Genomic DNA, 23265 nt, shown 5'->3' with positions numbered 1-23265 from the left:
AACGAGGAGTCGCAATGCTGCCTTACCCGCAGATCGACCCGGTGGCCCTGGCCATCGGTCCGCTGAAAATCCACTGGTACGGGTTGATGTACCTGATCGGCATCGGCGGTGCCTGGTTTCTGGCCTCTCGACGCCTGAACCGGTTCGACCCGACCTGGACCAAGGAGAAGCTCTCCGATCTGATTTTCTGGCTGTCGATGGGGGTGATTGTCGGCGGACGCCTGGGGTATGTGCTGTTCTACGACCTTTCTGCGTACATTGCCAACCCGACGCTGATCTTCGAAGTGTGGAAGGGCGGCATGGCGTTCCACGGTGGTTTCATTGGCGTGATGATCGCCGCGTGGTGGTTCGGCCGTCGCAATGGCAAATCGTTCTTCCAGCTGATGGACTTCGTTGCGCCAATGGTACCGATCGGCCTGGGCGCCGGGCGCATCGGCAACTTCATCAACGCCGAGCTGTGGGGCAAGCCGACCGACGTGCCCTGGGCCATGGTATTCCCGCCGTTCAGCGACCCGGCGCAACTGCCGCGCCACCCGTCGCAGCTTTATCAGTTCGCATTGGAAGGCGTGGCGCTGTTCCTTATCCTTTACATCTTCTCGCGCAAGCCGCGCCCGACCATGGCGGTGTCGGGCATGTTCGCGTTGTTCTATGGGATCTTCCGCTTTATCGTCGAGTTCGTGCGTGTGCCGGATGCACAACTGGGCTACCTGGCGTTCGGTTGGGTGACCATGGGACAGATCCTCAGCCTGCCGATGATTCTTGGCGGTCTGGGCCTGCTGTGGTGGGCATACAATCGCCCGCAACCTTTGAAGAACACCGCGCTTTAAATTCGAATGCCCGGACCGTAGGGTCCGGGCTTCAACGATACGGGTACCAACATGAAGCAATATCTCGAACTACTGAACGACGTCGTGACCAATGGATTGACCAAGGGCGATCGCACCGGCACCGGCACCAGGGCCGTGTTTGCCCGTCAGTATCGGCATAACTTGGCCGACGGCTTCCCGCTGTTGACCACCAAGAAGCTTCACTTCAAAAGCATCGCCAATGAGTTGATCTGGATGTTGAGCGGCAACACCAACATCAAGTGGCTGAATGAAAATGGCGTGCGCATCTGGGATGAATGGGCCACCGAAGATGGCGACCTCGGGCCGGTGTACGGCGAGCAGTGGACCGCCTGGCCGACCAAGGATGGCGGTACGATCAACCAGATCGACTACATGGTCCACACGCTCAAGACCAACCCCAACAGCCGCCGCATCCTGTTCCACGGCTGGAACGTCGAGTACCTGCCCGACGAGACCAAGAGCCCCCAGGAAAACGCGCGCAACGGCAAGCAGGCCCTGCCGCCGTGCCACCTGCTGTACCAGGCGTTCGTGCACGATGGTCACCTGTCGATGCAGTTGTATATCCGCAGCTCCGACGTCTTCCTCGGCCTTCCGTACAACACCGCCGCGCTGGCCTTGCTCACCCATATGCTGGCCCAGCAGTGCGACCTGATCCCTCATGAGATCATCGTCACCACCGGTGACACCCATGCCTACAGCAACCACATGGAACAGATCCGTACCCAGCTGGCGCGCACGCCGAAGAAGCTGCCGGAGCTGGTGATCAAGCGCAAGCCTGCGTCGATCTACGACTATAAGTTCGAAGACTTCGAAATCGTCGGTTACGACGCCGACCCAAGCATCAAGGCCGACGTGGCCATCTGATCAATGCCCGTGGCTGCGCCCTACATGCGAGGGCTCAGCCTCGCTGGTTGCCACACTTCCGCTGACTTCCAGCCGCTGCAGAATCCCGCACTCGGGCCCGCCGCCACAGCGTTGGCGCAAGTCCAGCAATTGCTCTTGCAACGCCAACAGCCCATCGATCCGCGCCTTCACATGGTGAATGTGCTCGTCAATCAGCGCATTCACGTTTTCGCACTGGTCCTGGGGGCTGTCGCGCAGGCCCAGCAGGCTGCGGATTTCTTCCAGGGTCATGTCCAGGCTGCGGCAGTTGCGGATGAAGACCAGCCGCTCTGTATGCGCCTGCGTGTACACGCGGTAGTTGGCATCGGTGCGAGCCGGGGGCGGCAGCAGACCTTCCTTCTCGTAGTAACGGATGGTTTCCACCGGGCAGTCGGTCAGTTTGGCCAGTTCACCGATCTTCATCGCAGCAATCTCCAAATGGGTGCTTGACCCTATAGTGGCTACAGGGTCTTTACTTGGCAACAGGCACCTTTACGGACGCGACAGAATGAGCGACTCCATCCACACCCCGCATAAACACGATCACGACCACGATCATGGCCCGAAAAAACTCACGCCTGTGCATGACCACGGCAACGGCGGCTCCTGCTGTTCCGGTACCCCGGCTCCCGCTCTGGTGCAACTGAGCGAGGCGCCTACCGCCGGCTCGCGGCTGAGCACCTTCCGCATCGAAGCCATGGACTGCCCCACCGAGCAAACGCTGATCCAGAACAAACTGGGTAAGCTGGCCGGCGTGCAGCAGCTGGAATTCAACCTGATCAACCGCATCCTGGGCGTCACCCATGACTTGCCGAGCACTGCGCCGATCATCGAGGCCATCAAATCCTTGGGGATGCGGGCTGATCCTGTCGAAGAAGGCACTCCGGTTGCTGAGCCGCCCACCAAGAAACACTGGTGGCCACTGGCATTGTCTGGCGTTGGCGCGTTGGGTGCCGAAGTGCTGCATTTCACCAATGCCGCACCGACGTGGGTGATCGCGCTGGTGGCATTGGTGTCGATCCTCAGCGGCGGCCTCACCACTTACAAAAAGGGCTGGATTGCCCTGAAAAACCTCAACCTGAACATCAATGCCCTGATGAGCATCGCAGTGACTGGCGCGATTATGATTGGCCAGTGGCCGGAGGCGGCTATGGTGATGTTCCTGTTCACCGTGGCCGAGTTGATCGAAGCCAAGTCCCTGGACCGTGCACGCAATGCCATCAGCGGTTTGATGCAGATGACGCCCGAACAAGCCACGGTGCGGCAGGCCGACGGTTCGTGGGCTGAACAAGAGGTCAACAGTATTGAGTTGGGTGCGATCGTGCGGGTAAAGCCCGGCGAGCGCATCGGCCTGGACGGTGAAGTCACTGCCGGCCAATCCACCATCGACCAGGCACCGATCACCGGTGAAAGCCTGCCAATCGAGAAAACCGTGGGCGATAAAGTCTTCGCCGGCACCATCAACCAGGCCGGTTCCCTGGAGTACGCAGTCACCGCTGCGGCCAATAACTCCACCCTGGCGCGCATCATTCATGCGGTGGAGCAGGCTCAGGGCGCACGGGCGCCGACCCAGCGGTTTGTCGACAGCTTCTCGAAGATCTACACCCCGGCGGTGTTCCTGTTCGCCCTCGGCGTGGCTCTGATTCCGCCATTGTTCATGGCCGGCGCCTGGTTCGACTGGATCTACCGCGCCCTGGTACTGCTGGTGGTGGCATGCCCGTGTGCGCTGGTGATTTCCACGCCGGTGACCATCGTCAGCGGCCTCGCGGCGGCGGCGCGCAAAGGTATCCTGATCAAGGGCGGCGTGTACCTGGAGGGTGGTTACAAGCTCGACTACCTGGCCCTCGACAAGACCGGCACCATCACCCACGGCAAACCGGTGCAAACCGATTACCTGGCGCTGTTCCCTAGCGTCGCAGACAGCGCGCCGGCCCTGGCCGCCAGTCTGGCCGGGCGTTCCGATCACCCGGTGTCGCTGGCGATTGCCAATGCGGCTGTGGATAAAAACCTGCCGGTCCACGTTGTGGACAACTTCGAGGCTCTGGCCGGACGTGGCGTGCGCGGCGACATCAACGGCGACACCTATCACTTGGGCAACCACCGCCTGGTGGAAGATCTGGGCCTGTGCTCGCCGGAGCTGGAAGAAAAACTCTTTGCCCTCGAAAAACAGGGCAAGTCCGTGGTGCTGTTGCTCGACAAGTCCGGCCCGCTGGCACTGTTCGCCGTGGCCGACACGGTCAAGGACAGCAGCCGAGAAGCCATCGCGCACCTTCACGAGCTGGGCATCAAGACCCTGATGCTCACTGGCGACAACACCCACACCGCCCAGGCGATTGCCGCCCAGGTCGGCATCGATCAAGCCCAGGGCGACCTGTTGCCGACCGACAAACTGCAAGCCATCGAAACTCTCTATGGCCAAGGCCATCGGGTGGGCATGGTCGGTGACGGCATCAACGACGCCCCGGCGTTGGCCCGTGCCGAGATCGGTTTTGCCATGGCTGCGGCCGGCACCGACACCGCCATCGAGACCGCTGACGTGGCGTTGATGGATGATGATTTACGCAAGATTCCGGCATTCATTCGTCTGTCGCGGCAAACCTCGAGTATCCTCAAGCAGAACATCGCCCTGGCGCTGGTGATCAAGGCGATCTTCCTGATCGTCACTTTCCTGGGCCTGGCTACCATGTGGATGGCGGTGTTTGCCGACATGGGCGTGGCCCTGCTGGTGGTGTTCAATGGCCTGCGCCTGTTGCGCAAATAATTGATGTGAGGGTGATGTGCTGAGTGCCGAGTTGAAGGCGTTTTTCATGGTCGCCCGCCTGGGCAGCATCACCCAGGCGGCGAAAAAGCTCGGCCTGAGCCAACCCACGGTCACCACGCAAATTCGTAACCTGGAAAGCCAGTACGGCGTCGAGTTGTTCTACCGCGGCGGCCGCCGCCTCACCGTCAGCGACGAGGGCGCGCGCCTGCTGCCAATGGTCAAGGAGCTGTTGCAGCAAGAGGCGGATATCGAGTTTTTCCTGCGCAACAGTGGCCAGGTCCAGGGTGCATTGAGGATTGCCGCCACAGCGCCTTACTACATCCTCGACCTGGTCAAAGCCTTTCGCGAACGCTTGCCGCAGGTGGAGGTCTCGGTGGAAATCGGCAACTCCCAACAAGTGCTTGAAGCCTTGGACGACTACCGCGTCGATGTCGCCGCGTCCTCGCAACTGCTGGAAGACCCGCGTCTGATTCGCCGTGTGCTGGGCACCGACCCGCTGGTGCTGGCGGTGCATCGCAATCATCCGCTGGCCAAGCTGGATCATGTGCCGCTGAGTGCTTTGGCCGGGCACACCTTGTTGATGCGCGAAGCCGGTTCCACCACACGACGCCTGACTGAAGAACTCTTGCAAAGCGCCAACGTGAGCTACGGTCCTCTGCTGGAAATCGGCAGCCGCGAGTCGATCCGTGAGGCGGTGCTGCGCAACATTGGCATCAGCATCATTGCGCGGCAGGAAGTGCCACACGATCCGCAATTGCGGGTGCTGACCTTCGAGAATGCGCCGCAGATTCCCGAGTATCTTTACTGCCTCAAGGAGCGCAAAGGCGCGCGGTTGCCGGCGGCATTTCTGGGGTTGGCGCAGGAAATGTCGCCGCTTTAACCAAAATCCACCAATACCACTATCACTCCCTTTTGCCTTTCTGCCACAACAGGGACGCATTGCCTGCCTAGCATGGGCTTCATCCGTTCGATGAGGTGCCTTGCATGAACACAACCCTGATCCAACCCGGCGCGCCGATGAAAGTGCGCGGTATCCAGAAACGCTTCGGCGCCTTTACTGCGCTGGACAACGTCTCCCTGGATGTCGCCGCCGGTGAGCTGGTGTGCCTGCTGGGCCCATCCGGTTGCGGCAAGACCACCTTGCTGCGCTGCATCGCCGGCCTGGAGCGTCAGGACAGCGGCGAACTTTACCTGGGCAGCCGTGATGTTTCCCTGCTGCCACCCCAGGCGCGGGACTACGGCATTCTGTTCCAGTCCTACGCGCTGTTTCCCAATCTTACCGTCGAAGCGAACATCGGCTATGGACTCACCGGCAGCGGCCGCGAAGAAGTGCGCAAGCGTGTCGGACAGATGCTGGAACTGGTCGGCCTGGTCGGCAGCGAAAAGAAATACCCCGGTCAACTCTCCGGCGGCCAGCAACAGCGGGTTGCCCTGGCCCGAGCGCTGGCGCCTGCACCTTCACTGTTATTGTTGGACGAACCGATGTCGGCCCTCGACGCCCGCGTCCGTGAGCATCTGTGCACCGAGCTGCGCCAATTGCAACGCCGCCTGGGCGTCACCACCCTGATGGTGACCCACAACCAGGACGAAGCCATGCTGATGGCCGACCGCATCGCCGTGATGAATAACGGCAAGGTTGAGCAATACGCCACGCCCCAGGAAATTTACGACCGTCCGGCCACGCCGTTCGTGGCGGAATTTGTCGGCCAGGGCAACTGGCTGCCGTTCAGCCGCAACAGTGCCAGCCACGCCCAGGTCGGTGGGATGCACATGCGCTTGGCTGACGATGCCGGCGTGGCCAAGTCCGGCCGTTTGTTCTGCCGTCCGGAAGCCATCAGCGTCAACCCGCAGGTGCATGAAGAGAATCTGTTCCCGGCCAAGGTTCGCGAGATCACCTTCCTCGGCAATCGCTGCCGCATGAGCTTCGAGCTTGAGCAATTGCCCGGCCATCCGCTGCTGGCCGAACTGGCCCCGGAAGCCATGCCGCGCCTGGGTGCTCAGAACATCTGGGTGGCCTTGCCGCCGCGCAGTTTGCAGGTGTTTGCCTGAGATGGTCGCTGTCATGACGCTGCCACGACAGGTGTCCCGCGCCGAAATAGGCGACCGCATTTTTGTAGTCGGTGGCAAACTGCTGTGGCTGTTGCTGCTGGGCCTCGCAGTATTGATGCCGCTACTGGCGATCTTCTGGCGCGGTTTCAGCAGTGAAGCCGGGCAGGGCGGTGGTCTGGTCGCGGCGCGTGAATTGGTCACCAGTGCCAACTTCCACTGGCTGCTGGGCAATAGTCTTAAAGTTTCCCTCAGTGTGGCGGCCATCGTCGTACCGCTGGCCTACCTGTTTGCCTACGCCCTGCAACGCACGTTAATCCCCGGCAAGGCGATCTGGCGCGGCCTGTCGCTGCTGCCATTGATGGCGCCGTCGATGTTGCCGGGCATTGCGCTGGTCTACCTGTTCGGCAACCAGGGCCTGTTGCGCGGGTTGCTCTCGGACAATATCTACGGCTTCTGGGGCATTGTGCTGGGTGAGGTGATCTACACCTTCCCACACGCCTTGATGATTCTACTGTCGGCGCTGTCCCTGGCGGATGCGCGCCTGTTCGATGCGGCCTCCAGCATGGGTGCCAGCTCGGCGCGGGCGTTTCGCAGTATTACCTGGCCTGCCACGCGTCAGGCGGTGTTCGCTGCGTTCTGCCTGGTGTTCACGTTGACCATCACTGATTTCGGCGTGCCCGTAGTGGTGGGCGGGGACTATCAAGTGTTGGCGCTGGAAGCCTACAAGGCAGTGGTCGGCCAGCAACAGTTCGGTCGCGGCGCGTTGATCGGCATGGTGTTGCTGCTGCCGGCATTGTTCAGCTTTGGTGTGGATACCTGGCTGCGCCGCCGTCACGGCGATTCCATGAGTGGCCGCGCGCAGGTGTTTCAACCGGTGCCGTCGCACTTGAGAGATGGTTGCTACCTGGCCATCGTGCTGTTGATTTGCGCCGCGTTGCTGCTGGTGTTCGGCATGGCGGTGTATTCGTCGCTGGTGAAGTTCTGGCCGTACAACCTGTCGTTGTCCCTCAACCACTACCAGTTCGAAGACACCGCCGGCGGCGGCTGGCTGGCCTATCGCAACAGCTTGGCCATGGCGCTGTGCACGGCGCTGATTGGCAGCGTGTTGATCTTCACCGGTGCCTACCTGATGGAAAAGACCAAGGGCCAGAAGGGCCTCAACCTGGCCCTGCGCATGCTCAGCTTTGTGCCGATGGCCGTACCGGGTTTGGTGCTGGGCCTGGGTTACGTGTTCTTTTTCAACCTCCGCGGCAACCCGCTGCATGTGTTCTACGGCACCCTGACCCTGCTTGTGGTGTGCACCATTGCGCATTACCTGACCACGGCACAGATGACCGCCACCACGGCGTTGCGCCAGCTGGACGCCGAGTTCGAAGCCGCCGCTTTGTCCCTCAAGGCGCCGCTCTACCGCCATTACCTGAAAGTAACCGTGCCGATCTGCCTGCCGGCGCTGCTGGATATCGTGCGCTATTTGTTCGTGTCGGCGATGACCACCGTGTCCGCCGCGATCTTCCTCTACAGCCCCGACACCATCCTTGCCGCCGTCGCCGTGTTGAACATGGACGACGCTGGCAACGTGGGTGGTGCGGCAGCCATGTCGACCCTGATCCTGTTCACTTCGGCCGGCGTCTCGCTGCTGCTGGCGTGGGCCTCACGTGGCGCGCTGCGCCGCTCCCAAGCCTGGCGCCAAAGCGCCCCCGGCCAATAAATATCCCTGAAGGAGGTGCTCCATGTTCAAGCCCCTGGCGCTGGTCGCTGCCGTACTGACTGCATTCAGCCTGAATGCCTTCGCCAAGACCGAGCTGACTGTGTACACGGCCCTCGAAGCCGAGCAGTTGAAGACCTATAAAAAGGCCTTCGAACAGGCCAACCCCGACATCGAGATCAAGTGGGTGCGTGACTCCACCGGCATCATCACCGCCAAGCTGCTGGCCGAGAAAGACCGCCCGCAAGCCGACGCAGTCTGGGGCCTGGCAGCCTCCAGCCTGGCGATCCTTGACCAGCAGGGCATGCTGGACAACTACGCCCCGAAGGACTTGGACAAGATCGGCAAGAATTATCGCGACGCCGCCAACCCGCCGGCTTGGGTCGGCATGGATGTGTGGGCCGCGACCATCTGCTTCAACACCGTCGAGGCCCAGAAGCAGGGCCTGACCAAACCAGTGAGCTGGCAGGACCTGACCAAGCCCGAGTACAAAGGCAAGATCGTGATGCCCAACCCGGCCTCGTCCGGCACCGGTTTCCTGGACGTCAGCGCCTGGCTGCAGACCTACGGCGAGAGGCAAGGTTGGCAATACATGGACGAGCTGCACCAGAACATCGGCCAGTACGTTCACTCCGGCTCCAAGCCGTGCAAACTGGCGGCTTCGGGTGAGTTCCCGATCGGGATTTCCTTCGAATACCCGGCTGTGCAGTTGAAGCGCCAGGGCGCTCCGTTGGACATCATCCTGCCGAAAGAAGGCCTGGGCTGGGACATTGAAGCCACTGCCGTCATGAAAGGCACCCACAACGCCGACGCCGCGAAAAAGCTCGCAGACTTCTCCGCCAGCCCGGCTGCCATGGACCTGTACAAGGACAACTTCGCCGTCCTCGCTCAGCCTGGCATTGCCAAGCCGCAGACCGAATTGCCGGCCGACTACGAGCAGCGCCTGATCAAGAACGACTTCGCCTGGGCCTCGAAAAACCGTGACAGCATTCTGACCGAATGGCGCAAGCGTTATGACGGCAAGTCGGAGAAGGTGGCCCCTTAGGATGAACAATCAAAGCGACCTGCTGATCATCGGCGCCGGCATTCTCGGCCTGTCCCACGCCTTTGCCGCCGCCAAGCGCGGCCTCAAGGTCAAAGTCTTCGAACGCAGCGCCACGCCGCTGGGCGCCTCGGTACGCAACTTCGGCCAGGCCCTGGTCACCGGCCAACCGCCGGGGCCGATGCTGGACCTGGCGCGGGAAAGCCGTGAGATCTGGGGCCATTGGGCGCGAGTCGTCGGGTTGCAACTCAAGCGCAACGGCTCGTACCTGTTCGCCCGCACAGAAGCGGAAGAACACCTGCTGGAAGCCTTCTGTGAGGGGCGTGCAAAAGAGCACGGTTACAACGTTGACCTGCTGCAAGGCGCGGCGCTGAAGGATCTGTATGGCGGCCAATTCCGTCATCATCGCGCCGCGCTGCACGGCAAGGACGATCAGCAACTGTATTCCCGTGACGCGATCCCGGCACTGATCAACTACCTGGCGCAAGAACTGAAGGTGGAGTTCTATTTCTCCACTTTGGTGCGCGACGTCGAGCCCGGCCATTTGCACAGCACCGCGGGGAGCTTTCGCGGTGAGCAGATCATTGTGTGCTCCGGCCATGACTACCAGACCCTGGTGGCTGAAGCGATGGCCGAACTCAACCCGAGTATCTGCCGCCTGCAAATGTTGCGTGCGCGGCCAACTGTGAACCTGAACCTGCAACACGCTTTGCTCACCGGCTTGAGCTGCGTGCACTACGGTGCTTTCGCCGACCTGCCGGAAGCCGCGCCGGTGCAAGCACAAATCCTGCGCGAAGCGCCACATCTGCATGAACACGGCATTCACCTGCTGATCAGCCCGACGCCCCATGGCGAACTGATCATTGGTGATTCCCATGACTATGGCAGCGACGCGTCGCCCTTCAATGCCGAGCAGGTGGATGATTGGATGATCGAACTGGCTGAACAGACCTTGGGCTGCAAGATCCAGGTGGTGGAGCGTTGGCAGGGTGTGTACGGCTCGCGGGGCCCGGGACCGTTTTCATTTCTGCGGGCTGCGCCGGGGGTGAGCGCGGCGTTGATGCACACCGGCGTGGGCATGAGTGTGGGGCCGGCGATGGCCGAGCGGAATATCACAACACTGTGGGGAGCGGCGTGATGAACCCGGAACAGGCGATTGTCGAGGTCTTCGGCTTGTACGAAAAACATGGCACGGCGGATTACATCGGCGAGCCGGTGTCGCAGATCGAGCACATGTCCCAGGCTGCGCAATTGGCCATGGCCGAAGGCTTTGATGATGAAGTGGTGCTGGCGGCGTTTTTCCACGACATCGGGCATCTCTGCGGCCAGGGTGGGGAAAACATGGGCGGTTATGGCGTGGTCAGTCATGAGCGGCTAGGCGCCGATTATCTGCGTCGCGCAGGGTTCAGCGAGCGCATGGCCACGTTGGTGGAGTATCACGTGCAGGCCAAGCGTTACCTGACCTTCAGCCAGCCGGACTACTACGCGCGTCTGAGCGAAGCCAGTCGTCGCACACTGGCTTATCAGGGTGGGGTGATGAGTGCCGAAGAAGCTCAGGCGTTTGCACAGGACCCGCTATGCGCTGTGAGTTTGCGCATGCGCTATTGGGACGAACAGGCCAAGCAAATGCACGTGCCGGTGCTCGACCTTGAAGTACTCAAGGCCAAAGCCCGGCAGGTGCTGGCGGCTTAGGTTTCGTCGAGGCGCAGGGCCAAGGCTTCGACCTGCTCCTGGCGCTCGGCCTGGCTCAACTTGGCGTGAGGATTGAGGGACGACCATTGCGGGTGGGCGCGAGCCTTGTGCAGTGCGTCCGGCAATTTACCTTCGCGCCAGGTCTTGTCCTGGGGCGTGTCGACCTTGATGCTGTGCATCGCCGCATGGCCGCGCAGGTTCAGGGCTTTGAGCAACTGGCGCTGACGCAGGGCGAGCAGGCGCAACACGCTGTCGTCGACAGTCAATTCACGTTGGCCTTTGATTTTGCCGAGCAATCGGTTGCCGTAGCTGCGCGCGGTTTGCAAGGCACCACCGGCAATCGCACCCGCGATGGCGGCGGCGCCCAGCGTTAATCCACCGACCAACAAATCCACCCCCGCACCGGCCGCCGCGCCTGCGGCGATTCCGCCACCGACGCGCACACCCAGTTGCTTGAGGGTTTCGGGGTTGAACAGGTCATCGCCCCAGCGCCCGTCCAGCAGCGGCAAATCGCTGGCGGCGGCGTCCTGCGGGCGAAAGCCGAACAGTTTGAGCAGCGCTTCCACACATTTTTGTTCACGTTGGCGCACAGCTTTGCGCAGGTCGCCGATGGCTTGTTGCTCCTCTTCAGTGACCACACTGCGGCGACAGGCGGCGCAGTCGATCAGTAATTCGGCGATCAAGCGTGCCGCACTTTGCTGGCGAGCCAGGCGCTGGGCCTCCTGGTCAAGAATCAACCGTTCCAGCTGTGGCCGTGCGTTTTCCAGCAGCAGGGCGAGGCTTTCATACAAGCGCCGTTCGCCATCTTCCGGCGGCGCCACGCTGTCGAATCGCACCAGCGCATGCAGGCCAAGGCGGGCCAGGGCTTCGCGCCAGTCCGGCTCGCGGTGGCCGCTGCTGCTGACGAAATTAAGCACCGGCAGCATCGGCTTTCCGCAACTGGCCAGCACCTGCAGCTCGTCGCGGTATTTGGCCAGCACCGGTTCGCGGGCGTCGATCACATACAGGCCGGCGTCCGAGGCCAGCAGTTGGCGCAGCACCTTGGCTTCCTGTTCGAAACGCTGGCGCGCTTCGCTGCCTTCCAGAAAGCGCGTCAGGCGGGCCGGGCCGTCGAGGCGTTCGCCGGGGCGGTCCAGGCGTTCCAGGTAGTCGAGCAAGGCGATGGCGTCTTCCAGGCCGGGCGTGTCATACAGCTCCAGCAAGGCTTCGCCATCCACCGACAAGCGTGCGCCTTCCACATGCCTTGTGGTGCTGGGGCGATGGGAGACCTCGCCGAAGCCCACGTCTCGGGTCAGCGTGCGCAGCAATGAGGTCTTGCCGACATTGGTGTGGCCGACCACGGCGAGTTTCAGGGGCTTAGTCATGACCGGTCTCCAGCCAGTTCAACGGCGCGCAGTCGGCGAACGGCAGCTCAAGCTGTTGCAACGCAGTGTGCCAGTCGCCCAGGCGCTCGGCGTCCAGGGCCTGACCGGGTGGCGCTTGCAGCAGCCACACGCGGGTGGCAGTGGCGCTGCGCGCCAGTTCAGCGATCAGCGCCAGGCTGCCGCGATCCGGCGAGCGGCGTGGGTCGCAAGCGATGGCCAGGCGTGCGGGCGGGAAGCGCGTGAGTTGTTCCAATAGTTTGTTGCGTGATTCGCGGCTGTCGAGGATGCCGGCGCTTTTCACGCTGGCGGGCAGTTTGGGCGGCCAGGGGTGGTGGTCGTCCAGTTCGATGGCGACCAGAAGAGCGCCGTCGCTTTCCAGTTCACTGACGCCGCCGCTGATGGGGTGCAGTTGTTCGGGCGCGGCATCGTTGACGCCGAGGCGTTCGCTGCTCGGCATCAGGCGATCGCGCAATTGACTGTAGCCGGGCAGGTTGAGGTCCAGGCGCAGGGCGGCGCGCCCGCGCTTCCAGCGCCACAGGCACAACAGCGCGAGGATCAGGCGTGGCAGCAGACCATAGACCAGCAGCACGCCGACCAGCCAGGCGGCCCAGGCTTGGCGGGCGCTTTCGATATTCAGGGCAGAATCGCCGCTGGCGCGGATCATCTCGACGGTTGGCACGTTGAAGCCCAGCAAAGCAGGCAGGGTGCCAAGGGCCTGGGTGACGGCGACGAAGGTGTCGGCACCGAGAATGGTGGTTTCCCACACGAAGCCGTAGCGGTGGGTGGCGAGCAGTGTAAGCAGAATCACCAGGGCACTGAGCAACGCCAGCAGCCACAGGCTGTTGACCAGCACACCCACGGCCCAGCGATTGAGTTTTTGCCGTTGCAGCAGCAGTAACAGTGCGGGGGCCAGTTGGGCGGCTTTGGCATCACGGGCGAATTTTTCGCTGAGCCACAACCATAGTCGCCCGAGGCTGGCACTGTGTTCGCCGGCAAACAGCAGGCCCAGCGCCCAACTGATCAGCAGGATCAGGTTCAAGCCAAGCAGGCTGCCCAAGGCCCAGAACACATTCACCGGCGTCAGACCATTCCCCAGCGCCGCGAAGGCCAGCCCGGCCCCGCTGATCACCGCGACGATTGCCAGCAGCACCAACGCCAGACGCGCACCTTGCAGCCAGCGGGTGAGGGCCACCGCTAGCCCATCGCGTTCGGCCAGGTGCAAGGCGCGCTGCTGGATACGTGTCGGCAGGTCGCCCCCGGCCGTGCGGGCCAGGCGGTTGGCTTCCTGGTCTTCCAAGGGGCCGGCGTGTTCTTCGCGCAGGCGCACGGTTTCTGTCAGCCAAAGTGTGTGCAGTGGAGTCACGCGTAGTCCTGTTGTGTTTGTGAGCCTGGAGCATAACCCCTGGCTCGGGGCTCTGGTATTCTCGTCGCCATGAAAAAAACTCTCCCTTTAAGCCTGATTGCAGCCCTCGGTGAAAACCGTGTGATCGGCGTCGACAACAGCATGCCCTGGCATTTGCCGGGGGATTTCAAATATTTCAAGGCCACCACGCTTGGCAAGCCGATCATCATGGGGCGCAAGACCTGGGATTCCCTGGGCCGACCGTTGCCGGGGCGCTTGAACCTGGTGGTTAGCCGTCAGACCGGCCTGGCGCTGGAAGGTGCGGAAGTTTTTCCGTCGCTGGACGCGGCGGTAGAGCGCGCTGAGGAATGGGCCAAGGCGCAAGGCGTGGACGAACTGATGCTGATCGGCGGTGCGCAACTGTATGCGCAGGGGCTGGAGCAGGCGGATCGCCTGTATTTGACGCGGGTGGCGTTGAGTCCGGAAGGGGATGCTTGGTTTCCGCAGTTTGATACGAAGCAGTGGAAGCTGGTGTCGAATGTCGAGAATGCGGCTGAGGGAGATAAGCCGGCGTATAACTTCGAGGTTTGGGAAAAGGCCTAGTCGGAACCGGACAAGGCGTACTTGCAGAAGAAGCCTTTATGCGCCACTGTAATGACTAATGTCTTTACAGTGAGGGCTATCCCATGGCTTCTATTAACGTACGTATCGACGACGACCTTAAGGCTCGTGCTTATTACGAGCTGGAAAAGCTCGGCGTCACCCCATCGGAATTGATGCGCCAAGCATTGCAGTATGTGGCAGAGCGCGGCCAGTTGCCCTTCAAACCTGTCCTCATGACTGAAGATGATGAGGCCTTGTTTGTAACCGTCCGGGAGCGGTTGGCTGCGCCTCAGCGAGTGAAGGTCTCACTGGATGACCTATGAGCTAGCAGGGAGCTAGATCCCTGCTAGCTCATTTCGTTATGCTTGCGCTAACTCCGCATGCTCATCCGCATTCAACAACGCTTTATCCGTCTGCCCCATGACCTGGCTGGTGATCGCGCCGGCCGTCATCGATCCATTTACGTTCAGCGCCGTGCGGCCCATGTCGATCAGCGGCTCCACGGAAATCAGCAGCGCCACCAGTGACACCGGCAAGCCCATGGCCGGCAGTACGATCAGCGCGGCGAAGGTTGCACCGCCACCCACGCCGGCAACGCCTGCCGAACTCAGGGTTACAATTGCTACCAACGTCGCGATCCACAGTGGGTCCAGCGGGTTGATGCCTACGGTCGGCGCGACCATCACCGCCAACATCGCAGGGTATAGACCGGCGCAACCGTTCTGGCCGATGGTCGCGCCAAACGAAGCGGCGAAACCGGAGATGGACTGCGGGATGCCCAGGCGACGGGTCTGCGCTTCAATGCTCAGCGGGATCGCCGCTGCGCTGGAGCGGCTGGTGAAGGCAAAGGTCAGCACCGGCCACACCTTGCGGAAGAAACGCAGCGGGTTGATCCCGGCCAGGGACAGCAGCAGGCCGTGCACCACGAACATCAGGCCCAGGGCCAGGTACGAGACCACGACAAAACTGCCGAGCTTGATGATGTCTTGCAGGTTGGAACCGGCGACCACTTTGGTCATCAGCGCCAATACGCCGTACGGGGTCAGCTTCATCACCAGGCGCACCAGGCGCATCACCCAGGCTTGCAGGGTGTCGATGGCGTTGAGGATTTTCTGGCCTTTTTCCACGTCGTCCTTGAGCAGTTGCAACGCGGCAACCCCCAGGAATGCGGCGAAAATCACCACGCTGATGATCGACGTCGGCTTGGCCCGGGCCAGGTCGGCAAACGGGTTGGCTGGCACGAACGACAGCAGCAGTTGCGGGATATTCAGGTCGGCGACCTTGCCGGCGTAATCACTCTGGATCACTTGCAGACGCGCCATTTCCTGGGTGCCGGCCACCAGGCCCTCGGCGGTGAGGCCGAACAGGTTGGTCAGGCCGATACCGATCAGCGCCGCAATTGCGGTGGTGAACAGCAGCGTGCCGATGGTCAAGAAGCTGATCTTGCCCAACGACGAGGCGTTGTGCAGACGGGCCACAGCGCTAAGGATCGAGGCAAATACCAGCGGGATCACGATCATTTGCAGCAGTTGTACGTAGCCGTTGCCGACCAGATCGAACCAGCCGATGGAGGCCTTGAGCACCGGATTGCCATCGCCGTAAATCGTGTGCAGAACGATGCCGAATACCACACCGAGCACGAGGGCGAACAGGACCTTCTTGGCGAGGCTCCAGTTAGTACGACGGGTTTGTGCCAGGCCCAGCAACAGGGCCACGAACACCAGTAAGTTGAGAATCAGGGGCAGATTCATTGAAGCTCCGTTGAGAAGGCAGCCAATCGCGTGAGCCTGCGATTGCGAACCGGAAAGCCTAACAGCTTGAAATATATTGATTTAATACCGATATGGAATGGTGACTGTCGTTTTTGGAATAAGCACCTGACGCTCAGGCACACGCTGTTGGCGCTATCGCGACGCAAGCGGTCGCGCCCGGGCGATAACTGTCACAGGGATTTGTTAGCGTCGGTGTCTTTCACTCAGGGAGAAACGCATATGAAGCTTGCTTCGAGATTGTTTGCCGCCGCGCTATGTCTGGGCCTTGCCGGACAAACCCTGGCCGCCACCGAGTTGAAACACTGGCCGGCCCCGGCCGCCAAGCAACTGAACGAAATGATCGCCGCCAACGCCAACAAGGGCAATTTCGCGGTATTCGACATGGACAACACCAGCTACCGCTACGACCTCGAAGAATCCTTGCTGCCCTACATGGAAAACAAGGGCCTGATCACCCGCGACAGCCTTGATCCGTCGCTCAAGCTGATGCCGTTCAAAGACACCGCCGACCATAAGGAAAGTCTGTTCAGCTATTACTATCGCCTGTGCGAAGTGGACGACATGGTCTGCTACCCGTGGGTCGCCCAGGTGTTTTCGGGCTTCACCCTCAAGGAACTCAAGGAGCAGGTCGATGAGCTGATGGCCTCCGGCAAGCCCGTGCCGGTCAGCTATTTCGAAGGCGACGTGGTGAAGAAGTCCGAAGTGCAACCGCCGAAAGTCTTCACCGGCCAGGCCGAGCTGTACAACAAGCTGATGGAAAACGGCATCGAGGTGTATGTGATGACCGCCGCCTCGGAAGAACTGGTGCGCATGATCGCCGCCGATCCGAAGTACGGCTACAACGTCAAACCCGAGAACGTCATCGGCGTGACCACCCTGCTCAAGGACCGCAAGACCGGCGAGTTGACCACCGCGCGCAAGCAGATCACCGCCGGCAAATATGACGAGAAGGCCAACCTCGGCCTGGAGCTGACCCCGTACCTGTGGACCCCAGCCACTTGGATGGCGGGCAAGCACGCAGCCATCCTCACCTACATCGACGAATGGAAAAAACCGGTGATCGTCGGCGGCGACACACCGACCAGCGATGGCTACATGCTGTTCCACGATGTGGACGTGGCCAAGGGCGGCATCCACCTGTGGATCAACCGCAAGGACAAGTACATGACCCAACTCAACGGCATGATCGCCAAGCACGCGGCGGCGCAAGCCAAGGAAGGGTTGCCGGTGACGGCGGACAAGAACTGGGTGATCGTCAAGCCTGACGAAATCCAGTAGCCCGACGCAATCCTGTGGGAGCCCGGCTTGCTCGCGAATGCGCAGTGTCAGTTGACACTTCAGTGACTGATCCCACGCATTCGCCAGCAAGCCCGCTCCCACATTTTGATCTTCAGTGCCCTGGAGGTTTTCATCAGGCAAAAAAATGCCCCGCACGTGGCGGGGCATTTTTTATGCGCGAGGCTTACAGGCCGTCGAGCATCGCCTTGTTACGCACAGCACCCTTGTCGGCACTGGTGGCCAGCAAGGCATACGCCTTCAACGCGGTCGTCACTTTGCGCGGACGCTTCTCCACCGGCTTCCAGCCTTTCTTGTCCTGCTCGACCCGGCGCGCGGCCAGTTCTTCATCGCTGATCAACAGGTTGATCGAACGGTTCGGAATGTCGATCAGTACCTTGTCGCCATCCTGCACCAGGCCAATTGCGCCGCCCGCGGCGGCTTCCGGCGAAGCGTGGCCGATGGACAGGCCCGAGGTGCCGCCGGAGAAACGGCCGTCGGTCAGCAGGGCGCAGGCTTTGCCCAGGCCCTTGGATTTCAGGTAGGACGTCGGGTACAGCATCTCCTGCATACCCGGGCCGCCTTTCGGGCCTTCGTAGCGGATGATCACGATGTCGCCTTCCTTCACTTCGTCGGCGAGAATGCCACGTACCGAGCTGTCCTGGCTTTCGTAGATCTTGGCGCGGCCTTCGAAGACGTGGATGGATTCATCCACCCCGGCGGTTTTCACCACGCAGCCGTCGAGGGCGATGTTGCCGTACAGCACGGCCAGGCCGCCTTCTTGGGAATAGGCGTGCTCGACACTGCGGATGCAGCCGTTTTCACGGTCGTCGTCCAGGGTGTCCCAGCGGGTCGACTGGCTGAACGCGGTTTGCGTCGGGATACCGGCCGGGCCTGCCTTGAAGAAGGTGTGCACGGCTTCGTCGTCAGTCTGGGTGATGTCCCACTTGGCGATGCCTTCGGCGATGGACTTGCTGTGCACGGTCGGCAGGTCGGTGTGCAGCAGGCCGCCACGGGCCAGGGAGCCTAAGATCGAGAAGATCCCGCCGGCGCGGTGCACGTCTTCCATGTGGTATTTCTGGATGTTCGGCGCGACTTTACACAGTTGCGGCACGTGGCGGGACAGGCGGTCGATATCGCGCAGGTCGAAATCGATCTCGGCTTCCTGGGCGGCGGCCAGCAAGTGCAGGATGGTGTTGGTGGAACCGCCCATGGCGATGTCCAGGGTCATGGCGTTTTCGAACGCCTTGAAGTTGGCAATGTTGCGCGGCAACACCGACTCATCGTTCTCGCCGTAGTAGCGCTTGCACAGCTCGACGATGGTACGGCCGGCCTGCAGAAACAGTTGCTCGCGGTCGCTGTGGGTGGCCAGCGTGGAACCGTTGCCCGGCAAAGCCAGGCCCAGGGCTTCCACCAGGCAGTTCATCGAGTTGGCGGTGAACATGCCGGAGCACGAACCGCAGGTCGGGCAGGCACTGCGCTCGTATTCCGCGACCTTCTCGTCAGAAGCGCTGGAGTCGGCGGCGATGACCATGGCGTCGACCAGGTCGAGGCCGTGGGAGGCGAGCTTGGTCTTGCCGGCTTCCATCGGGCCGCCGGAGACAAAGATCACCGGGATGTTCAGGCGCAGGGCGGCCATCAGCATGCCGGGGGTGATCTTGTCGCAGTTCGAGATGCAGACGATGGCGTCGGCGCAGTGGGCGTTGACCATGTACTCCACGGAGTCGGCGATGATCTCGCGGCTCGGCAGGGAATACAGCATGCCGTCATGGCCCATGGCGATGCCGTCATCCACGGCGATGGTGTTGAATTCCTTGGCGACGCCACCGGCGCGTTCGATCTCGCGGGCGACCAGTTGGCCCAGGTCCTTGAGGTGGACGTGGCCGGGTACGAACTGGGTGAATGAGTTGGCAATCGCGATGATCGGCTTCTTGAAGTCGTCATCTTTCATCCCCGTGGCACGCCACAGTGCGCGCGCGCCGGCCATGTTGCGGCCATGGGTGGATGTTTTCGAACGGTAATCAGGCATTGGAGCACTCCGGGCGGCTAATCGGTATCAATGGGGAGTGAGCTTCTATTGACGTCTGGAACACTCAGAAATGGCCGTGTGTCCGGAAGTTGCCACTCGCGTCGCGGGATCGCCGCGTGCTTGGGCCTCGAGCTCATAAACCCGCCGGGGGATGACTGGCGATGAATAGCGTCGATTCTACACCGCTGGCGGCGAGAGGGAATGGCCGCAACCGTGAAGATAGCGCTTACGGGACGTGCGGGAGGCGCACGACCCACGGTAGGAACCGGCAAGCGGGCTCCTACAGTCGCTTAGCGTCCAGTTCGGGCATTGGTCAGCCAACCCCACAGGCTAAAGACGATGAAGCTCATGGCGATGGTGATCAATAGGTTGGACCCGGTTTGCGCCAGGACGGCACTGCTGACGGCGGCGGTCAGGAACATGATGCTGTTGCCCGCCGAGGCAGCAGTACCTGCACTGCTTGAGAACAGCAGCATTGCCGCAGAAATCGCCGCCGGACGAACCAGGGTCACGGCCAGGGCGCTGATTAGCATCGGGATGAGCAACGTCACAGGGGTGATGGCATCCAGGCTGACGATCAGTGTTAACAGCACGCCCGCGACGAGCAGCAGCCCCAGGCCGATATTGATTTGCCGGGACAGCGAAATCCGCTTTTGCAGGTACGAGGCCGCAACGCCGCCAAGCAAGTAGGCCACGCCATAGACCATCAACACCAACGCGTACTGGTATTCGGAGAGCTTCAGCGCGTCCATGAAAATCAGCGGTGTCACGCTGATCAAGGCGAAGTAGCAGGCGAATACCAGTGCGGCGATCCACCAGTAGCGCAGGAAGTCGCGATTACGGGCGACGGCTTTCAGCGTGCCGATGATCGACACCGGCGTGCGGTGTGGGCTGGCGGACTTGGACGGCAGGATGCAGAGGGCGTGGATCAACATGCCCAGTGCCATTACGGCGAACCCATAAAAGCTGCCTTGCCAGTCGAAGGTGGTTTGCAGCCAGGAGCCGATCAACGGCGACAGCGCGACGAATGAACCGCTCAGGGTCATGTAGTAAAGGCGCACGCGAGCGCGGTCTTGCTCCTCGAACAGGTCTTCCACCAGTGCGTGGCCCAGTACGAAGAACCCGCAACCCATGGCCTGGACACTGCGACACAACAGGAAGGTCAGGTAGTCCGTCGCCAGTGCGCAACCGAGGGCACCCAGGATCGACAGCGTGATGCACCCGAGCAGGACTTCCTTGCGCCCCCATTTGTCCGACAGCGGGCCGGTGATCAGTTGAGAAATGGAAAAGACCAGGGTGAACAGGCTGATGGACAGCGCGACGTCTGCGCTTGGCGTGTCGAATCGGGCCGCCAGGGCAGGGAATGAGGGCAGGAGAATATTGATCGGAAAGAAACTGATCAATGAAATGCAGGTGATGAGGATGAAGCGGGAGAGGTAGGGCCGAGACATTGTTTTTGTTTTCCGGAGTAAAACCAGAAACGGATACTAGTCTGCGAAAAGTGGAATTCAATCAAAAGCGTTGAGAGAAACTTCCTGAATTGACGTGGCTTGCTTGGGTAGGAAAGCTTTTACGGCAACCACCAAACAAATGTGGGAGGGGGCTTGCCCCCGATTGCGTAGTGTCAGCCCCATATTAGCTGGCTGACACACGGCTATCGGGGGCAAGCCCCCTCCCACATTTTTATCTGTGCTTGGCTTTAGCTGTTTGGCAACAACCGGCACGTAATGCTCTTGATGTAACGCGTCTCTGCAATCGCCGGGTGCACCGGGTGATCCGGACCCTGGCCGCCACGCTCCAGCATCTGGATATTGCGATCCAAATGACGAGCGCTGGTCAGCAGGATGTTTTGCAGGTCATCTTCCGGCAGGTGCATGGAGCACGACGCGCTGACCAGGATGCCGTCCTTGCTGAGCAGGCGCATGGCTTGCTCATTCAAGCGGCGGTAGGCGCCTTCGCCGTTCTTCATGTCTTTTTTGCGTTTGATGAAGGCCGGTGGGTCGGCAACGATCACGTCGAAGCGTTCTTCGCTGGCTTTCAGTTCCTTGAGGGCTTCGAACACGTCGCCTTCGAGGCAGGTCATTTTCTCGGCAAAGCCGTTCAGCGCCGCGTTGCGCTCCACGCCGTCGAGGGCGAAGGCGGAGGCGTCGACGCAGAACACTTCACTGGCGCCGAAGGCCGCAGCTTGCACGCCCCAGCCGCCGATGTAGCTGTACAGGTCCAGCACGCGCTTGCCCTTGGCATACGGGGCCAGGCGGGCGCGGTTCATGCGGTGGTCGTAGAACCAGCCGGTTTTCTGGCCCTGGATCACTGGAGCTTCGAATTTCACGCCGTTTTCTTCCAGCGCAACCCACTCCGGCACTAGGCCGAACACGGTTTCGACGTAGCGGTTGAGGCCTTCGGCGTCGCGCGCGGCGGAGTCGTTCTTGAACAGGATGCCGCTCGGCTTGAGCACTTGGGTCAGCGCGGCAATCACGTCTTCTTTATGGGCTTCCATGGTCGCCGAAGCGATCTGCACCACCAGGATGTCGCCGAAACGGTCGACCACCAGGCCCGGCAACAGGTCGGAGTCGCCGTAGACCAGGCGGTAGAACGGCTTGTCGAACAGGCGATCGCGCAGAGACAGGGCGACGTTCAGGCGGTGCACCAGCAGCGACTTGTCCAGCGGCAACTTGATGTCGCGCGATAGCAGGCGGGCGCAGATCAGGTTGTTCGGGCTCACGGCCACGATGCCCAGGGTCTTGCCGCCGGCCGCTTCCAGGATAGCCTGGTCGCCTGCCTGGAAGCCGTGAAGTGGGGTGGCAGCCACGTCGATTTCGTTGCTGTAGACCCACAGGTGGCCGTTGCGCAAACGACGATCGGCGTTGGCTTTGAGACGCAGGCTTGGCAGGGACATGACGTCGCTCCGGAAAAAAGAGCGGGAGTATACCTTGTTATGTAGGAAACGGCCGGGTAGCCGGATGTGCGGGAAGGTGTCGGCGTGCGGTGGATAAGGGTTAGAATCCCCGCCTAGCCCAGAGTGTGTACTTATGTCCCAAGAGCTTTCCGCCGAACAGATCCAACAGGCCCTGCAAGGCATCAGCGTGCCGCCCCAACCGCAAATCATGGTGGATTTGCAGATGGAGCAGTACATGCCCGACCCGGACCTGGAAGTGATCGCGCGGTTGATCTCCCAGGACCCAGGCCTGTCCGGCGCGTTGCTGAAAATCGTCAACTCGTCGTATTTCGGCCTGAGCAACAAGATCGCCTCGATCCAGCGCGCGGTGAACCTGCTGGGCAGCCGTTCGATCATCAACCTGATCAACGCGCTGTCGATCAAGGGCGAAATGAGCGACGACACCATCGTCACCCTCAACCGCTTCTGGGATACCGCCCAGGATGTGGCGATGACCTGCCTCACCCTGGCCAAGCGCACCGGCGCCCAGGCGGTGGACGAGGCTTATGCTCTGGGCCTGTTCCACGATTGCGGCGTGCCGCTGATGCTCAAGCGTTTCCCCAATTACATGGCGGTGTTGGAACAGGCATACGCCAATGCCGGCCCTGACTGCCGCGTGGTCGACACCGAGAACAACGCGTTCAACACCAACCATGCCGTGGTCGGTTACTACACCGCCAAGTCCTGGCGCCTGCCGGAGCATGTGACCGACGCCATCGCCAACCACCACAACGCCCTGGCGGTGTTCAGCGATGAGTCGTCGCGCAATTCGCAGCTGAAAAACCTGCTGGCGATCCTGAAGATGGCCGAACACATCTGTTCGTCCTATCGCGTGCTGGGCAACCATGTGGTGGATCATGAGTGGAATGCCATCGGCCATCTGGTGCTGGACTACGTGGGCTTGTCGGACTACGACTTCGAAAGTATGAAGTTGTCGATCCGCGAGCTGGGCGCTCACTGACCCTT

Annotated in this window: 20 protein-coding genes; 13 read left to right on the top strand and 7 right to left on the bottom strand. The window is 61.4% G+C overall.

Annotated features, from left to right (window positions below; translation table 11 throughout):
- Positions 1-14: 14 nt before the first annotated feature.
- Entirely contained in the window at positions 15-827 is an 813-nt protein-coding gene (gene lgt, locus LVW35_RS27190; RefSeq protein ID WP_010207296.1) for a prolipoprotein diacylglyceryl transferase, read from the top strand.
- Between the two features lie 51 nt (positions 828-878).
- Positions 879-1712, top strand: a complete 834-nt coding sequence (locus LVW35_RS27185) for a thymidylate synthase (RefSeq protein WP_233892804.1) — start codon at positions 879-881, stop codon at positions 1710-1712.
- Here LVW35_RS27185 and cadR read toward each other — a convergent pair whose 3' ends face one another.
- Positions 1713-2153: a Cd(II)/Pb(II)-responsive transcriptional regulator gene (gene cadR / locus LVW35_RS27180; RefSeq protein WP_233892803.1), complete on the bottom strand. Its 441-nt coding sequence runs from the start codon at positions 2151-2153 to the stop codon at positions 1713-1715. It lies immediately after the preceding gene.
- Between the two features lie 85 nt (positions 2154-2238).
- On the opposite strand from cadR, the gene LVW35_RS27175 reads away from it, so the two are divergent.
- The 7 genes from LVW35_RS27175 to LVW35_RS27145 all read left to right on the top strand — a co-directional run bounded on the left by LVW35_RS27175 (position 2239) and on the right by LVW35_RS27145 (position 10979).
- Entirely contained in the window at positions 2239-4491 is a 2253-nt protein-coding gene (locus LVW35_RS27175; protein WP_233892802.1) for a heavy metal translocating P-type ATPase, read from the top strand.
- Between the two features lie 16 nt (positions 4492-4507).
- The gene (locus LVW35_RS27170) at positions 4508-5371 is read left to right on the top strand and encodes a LysR family transcriptional regulator (protein ID WP_233892801.1); all 864 of its coding nucleotides are present in this window, start codon (positions 4508-4510) and stop codon (positions 5369-5371) included.
- 104 nt (positions 5372-5475) lie between these two features.
- Positions 5476-6540 (top strand): putative 2-aminoethylphosphonate ABC transporter ATP-binding protein, encoded by a 1065-nt coding sequence (locus LVW35_RS27165; protein WP_233892799.1) that lies wholly within the window; start codon positions 5476-5478, stop codon positions 6538-6540.
- Between the two features lies 1 nt (position 6541).
- Positions 6542-8248 (top strand): putative 2-aminoethylphosphonate ABC transporter permease subunit, encoded by a 1707-nt coding sequence (locus LVW35_RS27160; protein ID WP_233892798.1) that lies wholly within the window; start codon positions 6542-6544, stop codon positions 8246-8248.
- 22 nt (positions 8249-8270) lie between these two features.
- Entirely contained in the window at positions 8271-9290 is a 1020-nt protein-coding gene (locus LVW35_RS27155; protein WP_233892797.1) for a putative 2-aminoethylphosphonate ABC transporter substrate-binding protein, read from the top strand.
- Between the two features lies 1 nt (position 9291).
- A complete protein-coding gene (locus LVW35_RS27150; protein ID WP_233892796.1) occupies positions 9292-10425 on the top strand; it encodes a TIGR03364 family FAD-dependent oxidoreductase in 1134 nt (377 codons plus the stop codon).
- Entirely contained in the window at positions 10425-10979 is a 555-nt protein-coding gene (locus LVW35_RS27145) for a phosphonate degradation HD-domain oxygenase (RefSeq protein ID WP_233892795.1), read from the top strand. The genes LVW35_RS27150 and LVW35_RS27145 overlap by 1 nt, the downstream gene beginning before the upstream one ends.
- Here the strand turns inward: LVW35_RS27145 and LVW35_RS27140 are convergent.
- Positions 10976-12343 (bottom strand): GTPase/DUF3482 domain-containing protein, encoded by a 1368-nt coding sequence (locus tag LVW35_RS27140; protein ID WP_233892794.1) that lies wholly within the window; start codon positions 12341-12343, stop codon positions 10976-10978. The genes LVW35_RS27145 and LVW35_RS27140 overlap by 4 nt on opposite strands.
- Positions 12336-13706, bottom strand: coding sequence for a DUF2868 domain-containing protein (locus LVW35_RS27135; RefSeq protein ID WP_233892793.1), 1371 nt, complete (start codon positions 13704-13706; stop codon positions 12336-12338). Before LVW35_RS27135 ends, LVW35_RS27140 begins: the two co-directional genes overlap by 8 nt.
- A 69-nt stretch (positions 13707-13775) precedes the next feature.
- Here LVW35_RS27135 and LVW35_RS27130 point away from each other — a divergent pair, with 69 nt between their 5' ends.
- Both LVW35_RS27130 and LVW35_RS27125 read left to right on the top strand, forming a co-directional pair.
- On the top strand, positions 13776-14288 hold the full coding sequence (locus tag LVW35_RS27130; protein WP_201146072.1) for a dihydrofolate reductase: 513 nt from the start codon (positions 13776-13778) through the stop codon (positions 14286-14288).
- 83 nt (positions 14289-14371) lie between these two features.
- The gene (locus tag LVW35_RS27125; RefSeq protein ID WP_071494503.1) at positions 14372-14611 is read left to right on the top strand and encodes a type II toxin-antitoxin system RelB/DinJ family antitoxin; all 240 of its coding nucleotides are present in this window, start codon (positions 14372-14374) and stop codon (positions 14609-14611) included.
- 36 nt (positions 14612-14647) lie between these two features.
- Here the strand turns inward: LVW35_RS27125 and LVW35_RS27120 are convergent, their stop codons facing one another.
- Positions 14648-16039, bottom strand: coding sequence for an L-cystine transporter (locus LVW35_RS27120; protein ID WP_233892792.1), 1392 nt, complete (start codon positions 16037-16039; stop codon positions 14648-14650).
- 240 nt (positions 16040-16279) lie between these two features.
- On the opposite strand from LVW35_RS27120, the gene LVW35_RS27115 reads away from it, so the two are divergent.
- Positions 16280-17338, top strand: coding sequence for a haloacid dehalogenase-like hydrolase (locus LVW35_RS27115; protein WP_233892790.1), 1059 nt, complete (start codon positions 16280-16282; stop codon positions 17336-17338).
- A gap of 184 nt (positions 17339-17522) precedes the next feature.
- On the opposite strand, the gene ilvD is transcribed toward LVW35_RS27115, so the two are convergent.
- From ilvD to LVW35_RS27100, 3 genes are all read right to left on the bottom strand, one after another.
- Complete coding sequence (ilvD, locus tag LVW35_RS27110) at positions 17523-19364, bottom strand: dihydroxy-acid dehydratase (protein ID WP_003195159.1); 1842 nt, start codon at positions 19362-19364, stop codon at positions 17523-17525.
- Positions 19365-19654: 290 nt separating this feature from the next.
- Positions 19655-20815 carry an MFS transporter gene (locus LVW35_RS27105; protein WP_233892788.1) on the bottom strand — a complete coding sequence of 387 codons (1161 nt, stop codon included), beginning with the start codon at positions 20813-20815 and terminating at the stop codon, positions 19655-19657.
- 248 nt (positions 20816-21063) lie between these two features.
- Entirely contained in the window at positions 21064-22260 is a 1197-nt protein-coding gene (locus LVW35_RS27100) for a class I SAM-dependent rRNA methyltransferase (protein WP_233892787.1), read from the bottom strand.
- 187 nt (positions 22261-22447) lie between these two features.
- On the opposite strand from LVW35_RS27100, the gene LVW35_RS27095 reads away from it, so the two are divergent.
- On the top strand, positions 22448-23260 hold the full coding sequence (locus LVW35_RS27095; RefSeq protein ID WP_233896555.1) for an HDOD domain-containing protein: 813 nt from the start codon (positions 22448-22450) through the stop codon (positions 23258-23260).
- Positions 23261-23265: the final 5 nt, after the last annotated feature.

Origin of the sequence: Pseudomonas sp. HN11 (assembly GCF_021390155.1) — a bacterium.
Classification (GTDB): domain Bacteria; phylum Pseudomonadota; class Gammaproteobacteria; order Pseudomonadales; family Pseudomonadaceae; genus Aquipseudomonas.
This window is presented reverse-complemented; position numbering and strand designations above follow the sequence as displayed.

What these genes read in the sequence shown, in the direction of transcription:
- lgt (WP_010207296.1), top strand. Translation starts at nt 15, where the DNA reads ATGCTGCCTTACCCGCAGATCGACCCGGTGGCCCTGGCCATCGGTCCG.
- LVW35_RS27185 (WP_233892804.1), top strand. Translation starts at nt 879, where the DNA reads ATGAAGCAATATCTCGAACTACTGAACGACGTCGTGACCAATGGATTG.
- cadR (WP_233892803.1), bottom strand. Translation starts at nt 2,153, where the DNA reads ATGAAGATCGGTGAACTGGCCAAACTGACCGACTGCCCGGTGGAAACC.
- LVW35_RS27175 (WP_233892802.1), top strand. Translation starts at nt 2,239, where the DNA reads ATGAGCGACTCCATCCACACCCCGCATAAACACGATCACGACCACGAT.
- LVW35_RS27165 (WP_233892799.1), top strand. Translation starts at nt 5,476, where the DNA reads ATGAACACAACCCTGATCCAACCCGGCGCGCCGATGAAAGTGCGCGGT.
- LVW35_RS27160 (WP_233892798.1), top strand. Translation starts at nt 6,542, where the DNA reads ATGGTCGCTGTCATGACGCTGCCACGACAGGTGTCCCGCGCCGAAATA.
- LVW35_RS27155 (WP_233892797.1), top strand. Translation starts at nt 8,271, where the DNA reads ATGTTCAAGCCCCTGGCGCTGGTCGCTGCCGTACTGACTGCATTCAGC.
- LVW35_RS27150 (WP_233892796.1), top strand. Translation starts at nt 9,292, where the DNA reads ATGAACAATCAAAGCGACCTGCTGATCATCGGCGCCGGCATTCTCGGC.
- LVW35_RS27145 (WP_233892795.1), top strand. Translation starts at nt 10,425, where the DNA reads ATGAACCCGGAACAGGCGATTGTCGAGGTCTTCGGCTTGTACGAAAAA.
- LVW35_RS27140 (WP_233892794.1), bottom strand. Translation starts at nt 12,343, where the DNA reads ATGACTAAGCCCCTGAAACTCGCCGTGGTCGGCCACACCAATGTCGGC.
- LVW35_RS27130 (WP_201146072.1), top strand. Translation starts at nt 13,776, where the DNA reads ATGAAAAAAACTCTCCCTTTAAGCCTGATTGCAGCCCTCGGTGAAAAC.
- LVW35_RS27125 (WP_071494503.1), top strand. Translation starts at nt 14,372, where the DNA reads ATGGCTTCTATTAACGTACGTATCGACGACGACCTTAAGGCTCGTGCT.
- LVW35_RS27120 (WP_233892792.1), bottom strand. Translation starts at nt 16,039, where the DNA reads ATGAATCTGCCCCTGATTCTCAACTTACTGGTGTTCGTGGCCCTGTTG.
- LVW35_RS27115 (WP_233892790.1), top strand. Translation starts at nt 16,280, where the DNA reads ATGAAGCTTGCTTCGAGATTGTTTGCCGCCGCGCTATGTCTGGGCCTT.
- ilvD (WP_003195159.1), bottom strand. Translation starts at nt 19,364, where the DNA reads ATGCCTGATTACCGTTCGAAAACATCCACCCATGGCCGCAACATGGCC.
- LVW35_RS27105 (WP_233892788.1), bottom strand. Translation starts at nt 20,815, where the DNA reads ATGTCTCGGCCCTACCTCTCCCGCTTCATCCTCATCACCTGCATTTCA.
- LVW35_RS27100 (WP_233892787.1), bottom strand. Translation starts at nt 22,260, where the DNA reads ATGTCCCTGCCAAGCCTGCGTCTCAAAGCCAACGCCGATCGTCGTTTG.